The 5,044-nt window shown below is 73.7% G+C and carries 6 protein-coding genes; 2 read left to right on the plus strand and 4 right to left on the minus strand.

Features of this window, described 5'->3' with window-relative positions:
* The 4 genes from FNH09_RS44470 to FNH09_RS44485 all read right to left on the minus strand — a co-directional run.
* Positions 1-250, minus strand: a 250-nt coding sequence (locus FNH09_RS44470; RefSeq protein WP_152895563.1) for an MBL fold metallo-hydrolase, incomplete at its 3' end; no start/stop codon positions are given.
* 129 nt (positions 251-379) lie between these two features.
* On the minus strand, positions 380-1,000 hold the full coding sequence (locus tag FNH09_RS44475; protein WP_152895564.1) for a TIGR03086 family metal-binding protein: 621 nt from the start codon (positions 998-1,000) through the stop codon (positions 380-382).
* A 371-nt stretch (positions 1,001-1,371) separates the two neighbouring features.
* Positions 1,372-2,538, minus strand: coding sequence for a hypothetical protein (locus FNH09_RS44480; RefSeq protein ID WP_162470040.1), 1,167 nt, complete (start codon positions 2,536-2,538; stop codon positions 1,372-1,374).
* Entirely contained in the window at positions 2,535-3,476 is a 942-nt protein-coding gene (locus FNH09_RS44485) for a 5-dehydro-4-deoxyglucarate dehydratase (protein ID WP_162470041.1), read from the minus strand. The genes FNH09_RS44480 and FNH09_RS44485 overlap by 4 nt, the downstream gene beginning before the upstream one ends.
* A gap of 259 nt (positions 3,477-3,735) precedes the next feature.
* Here FNH09_RS44485 and FNH09_RS44490 point away from each other — a divergent pair, with 259 nt between their 5' ends.
* Entirely contained in the window at positions 3,736-4,545 is an 810-nt protein-coding gene (locus FNH09_RS44490) for an NAD-dependent epimerase/dehydratase family protein (protein ID WP_152895565.1), read from the plus strand.
* A gap of 70 nt (positions 4,546-4,615) precedes the next feature.
* A partial coding sequence (locus FNH09_RS44495) for a TerD family protein (RefSeq protein WP_202919886.1) occupies positions 4,616-5,044 on the plus strand: 429 nt, incomplete at its 3' end.

A 5,044-nucleotide genomic window follows, 5' to 3' on the forward strand; every position in this document is an offset into this window, starting at 1 on the left:
GGGTGAGCCCGCCGAAGGCGAAGGCGTAGACGGCGGACAGCAGATCCGCGCTGTGATCCGCGTGCAGATGAGAGATCCAGATCGCCGTGAGACGCGCCGGATCGGTGTGCCGCTGCAACTCCGCGAAGGTTCCCGGACCGGCGTCGACCCAGACCTCGGCGCCGCCGCCGCGCAGCAGATGGCCGGAGCAGGGGTGGCCGGGCTGCGGGTGCGGGGAGGCGGTGCCGAGGACGGTGAGGCTCAGGGGCATGGACGGGAGAGTACGTTTCCGGGCGCCCGGACGCTCCCTTTTTCGTGGTCTGTCACGGCTGTCGGTTTTCGGAGTCGGTCACGGCCTCCGGTGTCGGGGTCGGTCACGGCTTCCGGTTTTCGGGGTCGGTCACGGCTTCCAGCCCGGGTCCCGTCCGCTCAGTCCCACCACCCGGTCGAGCAGCGGGGCGCCGTCCGGGACCCGGACGACCGGCCCGAAGGCGCCGCCGACGCGCTGCGGGTCGTCGGCCACGGCGGCGAGGAAGTCGTACGACGCCCGGAGCGCGGCCGGGTCGGGCTCGTACTCCTGGCCGGTCGCCCGCGCCAGGTCCCAGCCGTGCACGACCAGTTCGTCGGCGACGACGGCCGCGGCGACCGCGGCGGGCAGGTCCACGCTGCCCGCGCGGGTCATGCCGGTCCAGGCGGCGGGGTCGCGCCAGGCCTCGGCGAGTTCGTCGAGCACCTCGGGCAGTCGTACGCGCCAGTCGGGGCCGATGTCGGCCGCGGCCGGGTCCGGGGCGGTGTCGGTGGTGGGGCCGAAGTCCTTGCGCGCGGCGTCGCGGAAGGCGACGGACAGGCCGGACACGTGCCCCAGCATGGTGCGTACGGCGCAGTCCGGGCACGGCGTGCCGTCCGCTAGCTGCTCGTCGCGCACGCCCGCCGCCAGGGCCGCCACGATCCGGGCCTGCGGTCCGAGGTCGAAGGCCGCGACGTCCGCGCCGGTGCCGGTACCGGTGTCGGTGTCGGTCATGGAGTGCTCCTTGAGAGTGTGATGTGCCTGAAGGGATGGACCGGCACCACCCCCGGAACTCATCGGTCTCCCGGGTACGACGCGCCCGGGCGAGCGGGGCGGCCCCGCGGCGGGCCGCCCCGCTCGCGGAGCATCCGCCCGAGGCGCACCCGGCCCCGCGGCACCACGCCGACACCGGGCGCGACAACGACCTGGACGGCGGCCCGCTCACGTCCCGTACGGAACACGGGGCCGCCGGCGCGGGCCGGCCCTGTGGCACCGGTGGCGGCGGGGTGCGTGCCCTCCGGCACCACGTGCCGGGTCGGACCGTCCGTCCCGGGTCGGGCCCTCCGTCCCGGGACCGCCCGGCCGTCCCGGGACGCCCCCTCGGCTCAGCCTCCGGCGAGCGCCCGGCGTACCGCTGTCAGGTCCGCGTCCGAGGCCAGGCCCGCGTGGTAGAGGCGCAGTTCGGTGGCGCCCAGCTCCCGCGCCCGTGCCGCGTCGGCCGCCAGGGTGTGCGGGCTGCCGCCCATCCCGGAGACCACGGTGAGGTTGGCGGCGACGACCGCCGCCCGCCGCCCCTGCTCGGCGAAGGGCGCCAGCAGGCCGGGACCGCCCGTGCAGGGCACGACCACTCCGTCCGCGACGGAGAGGATGTGCGCGGGGTCGACGCCCGCGTTCGCGCCGCAGTGGTACGAGACCGGGTCCGCGTGCACCAGCACCTGGAAGCCGTCGGGCGCGGCCGCGCGGACGGCGGCGACCGCGGCCTCCTGGAGCGTGCGGGCGGTGGCGTCGCGCCACGCGCGCGTGGCGGTCGCGTACGTCTCGCCGAGCAGCTTCACGACCTCCGCCCAGCCTCCGTCGTCCTCGGCCCGGCCCCGCCACAGCGGCTCCAGGGCGTCACGGACGGCAGCCGCCAGCGCGTCCGGGTCCAGGTCCCGCCGCTCGTACCCGGCCCGGCAGGCGGGGCAGAAGCACAGGGCCATCAGGTACTGCCCGGCCTCCCCGAGGCCGACCCCGCCGGTCTTGTCGTGGGCGTGCAGATGGGGCAGCCCGTACCAGCCCAGGGACTCCAGCTCGGTGCCGCGCGCCCCGGGGCGTACGGCGGCCTCGGCCGCCAGGTCGACGAGGTAGGCGCGCGTGGCGGGCTGCGCGATGCACGGCGCCCACGGGTAGCGGTCGCCGTAGGCGTTGACGACGGAGGTGTCCGGGTGTTCGGCGCCCAGGCGGGAGCTGTGGGCGAGGACCACCCAGGTGTGCACCTCCAGGCCGGCGTCCGCGAGCGCGTCGGCGGCCTCGCCCCAGGCGTCGCCGGGGGCCCAGTCCCCGGCCGGGAAGGGACGCAGGGCGCGGTCCGCCCAGCGGTCGCCGAGGGGGTAGAGCACGGCGGCGTGCTCGGCGGTGACGACGCGGTGCCGGGGGTGGCGCGGGGTCAGGGCGCGGGTGGAGTGGTAGGCGGAGGCGAGGGTGACCTGCCGGACGCCGAGCCCGGCGACGCGCCCGGGCGCCGCGGGATCGCCGTTGACGTCCCAGGGGTAGAGGAACGCCGACGCGGTCACCGCTCCTCCTCCAGCAGCGCGTAGCCGCGCTCGATCACCTGGGCGAGCTGCTTGACGTGGTCCTCGGCCGGCTCGTGCAGCGGCGGCCGCACCTCCCCCACGTCGAGCCCTCGCAGCCGTACGCCGGCCTTGACCAGGGAGACGGCGTAGCCGCGGCCCTGGGCGCGCAGTTCGACGAAGGGGCGGTAGAAGCCGTCCAGGAGGCGGTTCGCCAGGTCGTCGTCGCCCGAGTTCAGCGCCCGGTGGAAGGCGAGCGCGATCTCGGGGGCGAAGCAGAAGACGGCGGAGGAGTAGAGGGTGATGCCGAGGGCGCGGTAGGCGAGCTGGGTCTGCTCGGCGGTCGGCAGCCCGTTGAAGTACAGGAAGTCGCCGGGCGCCTCGGTCCGTACGGCGCTCACGATGCGCTGCATCAGGTCCAGGTCGCCGAGGCCGTCCTTGAGGCCGATGATGCCCTCGGTACGGGCCAGCGCGACCACGGTCTCCGGGGTGAACACGGCGTTGTCGCGCTGGTAGACGACGACCGGCAGGTCGGTGGCGGCGGCCAGCTCGCGGTAGTGCCGCAGCAGGCCCTCCTGTCCGGCGATCACCAGGTACGGCGGCATGGCCAGCAGTCCGTCCGCGCCGGCCTCCTGCGCGAGCCGCGCGTACCGGACGGCCAGGGCGGTGCCGTACCCGGCGCCCGCGACCACCGGTACGCGTCCTTCCACCGCCTCCACGGCCGCCCGCACGCAGGCCGAGAACTCCTCGGGCGTCAGGGCGTGGAACTCCCCGGTGCCGCAGCAGGCGAAGACGGCGGCGGCACCGGCCTCGACTCCGCGACGCACATGCGCGCGAAAGACGTCGAGGTCGACGGAGCCGTCGGGACCGTAGGGGGTGACGGGGAAGAACAGCGGCCCGCTGGGGACGCCGAGCCGGGCGGCGAGGGGGGCTGGTGTCACGGGCTCTCCCTGGGACAGGCGCTCACGCTTCCGATCCACGCTCACGCTTCTGATTCATGTCTACATTTCTGAACACTCGCACCCTAAGGAACCCCATCAGGACCGGTCAAGCACGCATATCCGCAACACGGAGGTGGATCCACCAGCTCCGCGCCACACTTGACGGGACGCGCCAACGATCCCTAGCGTGTCCACGAATGTGAATGCAGTCCACACATGCGGCCACCTGTCCAGGCGGCGGACCCAAGGAGACCCGAGGATGCCCGCTCCCCGCACCGTTCTGCTCACCGGCGCCGCCGGCACGGTCGGCACCCTGATGCGCGAGCTGCTGCCTGCCCACGGCCACACGCTCCGGCTGTTCGACCTGCTCCCCGTCGAGGGCGAGCCGGACGCGATCACGGCGGACCTCGCCGACCGGGAGGCCCTGCGGGAGGCCGTCCGGGGCGTCGACGCCATCGTCCACCTCGCGGGCATCTCCCTGGAAGCCCCCTTCGAGAAGATCCTCAGGGCGAACATCGAGGGGACCTACAACCTGTACGAGGCCGCCCGCGAGGAGGGCGTCGGACGCATCGTCTTCGCCTCCTCCAACCACGCCGTCGGCTTCACCCCCGCCCCCCGCGGGGACGATCCGCTGATCCCGCTGGACACCCCGCGCCGCCCTGACACCTTCTACGGTCTGTCCAAGTCCTTCGGCGAGGACCTGGCACAGCTGTACTGGGACAAGCACGGTCTGGAGACCGTCTCGGTACGCATCGGCTCCTGCTTCCCGGAACCCACCAGCGTGCGCATGCTGTCGGTCTGGATGAGCCCCGCCGACGGCGCCCGTCTCTTCCACGCGGCCCTGACCGCCGAGCACGTCGGCCACACGGTGGTCTACGGCTCCTCCGCCAACACGCGCCTGTGGTGGGACCTGTCGAGCGCGCGGGCGCTCGGCTACGAGCCGCAGGACGACTCCGAGCCGTACGCCGAGAAGCTGATCGCCGAGCAGGGCGAGCTGGACCCGGCGAACATCGCGCAGGCCTGCCTGGGCGGCCACTTCGTCAGCGATCCGCCGATCTGGCCGTACTGACCCGGAAACGCCCTGCTCGATTGGCCTTCGGGTAAGGGAACAGTAAAGCGGGTCCGCTCGTTCACCCGGCATGACAGCTATGACGCCTGGCTCGAACATCCCCCTGTCCGCCGCCCGCGTGACGGTGGACGTGGCCGCTCCGGTGCGGCTCGACGTATCGGGCCTGCTGCTCACCGCCGACGGCAAGGTGCGCTCCGACGACGACTTCATCTTCTACAACCAGCCGAGCGGACCCGGCGTGACCTACCGCTCCGGCGGCGGCGCGGCTCCCGACGCGATCACGGTCGACACCTCCGCGGTACCCCCGGGCATCGAGAAGATCGTCATCACCGCCAGCCCGGACGCCGCGGGCCAGACCTTCCAGGGCGTCGAGCCCACGGCCACGATCCGCAACGCCGACGACAACAGCGTCCTGGCCACGTTCACGCCCCCGCAGCTCGGCACCGAGACGGCCCTGGTGGTCGTGGCGGCATTCTCTTTTCTTCAAAAAAGGGCCCAG

Source organism: Streptomyces adustus (assembly GCF_009377175.1).
Classification (GTDB): Bacteria; Actinomycetota; Actinomycetes; order Streptomycetales; family Streptomycetaceae; genus Streptomyces; species Streptomyces adustus.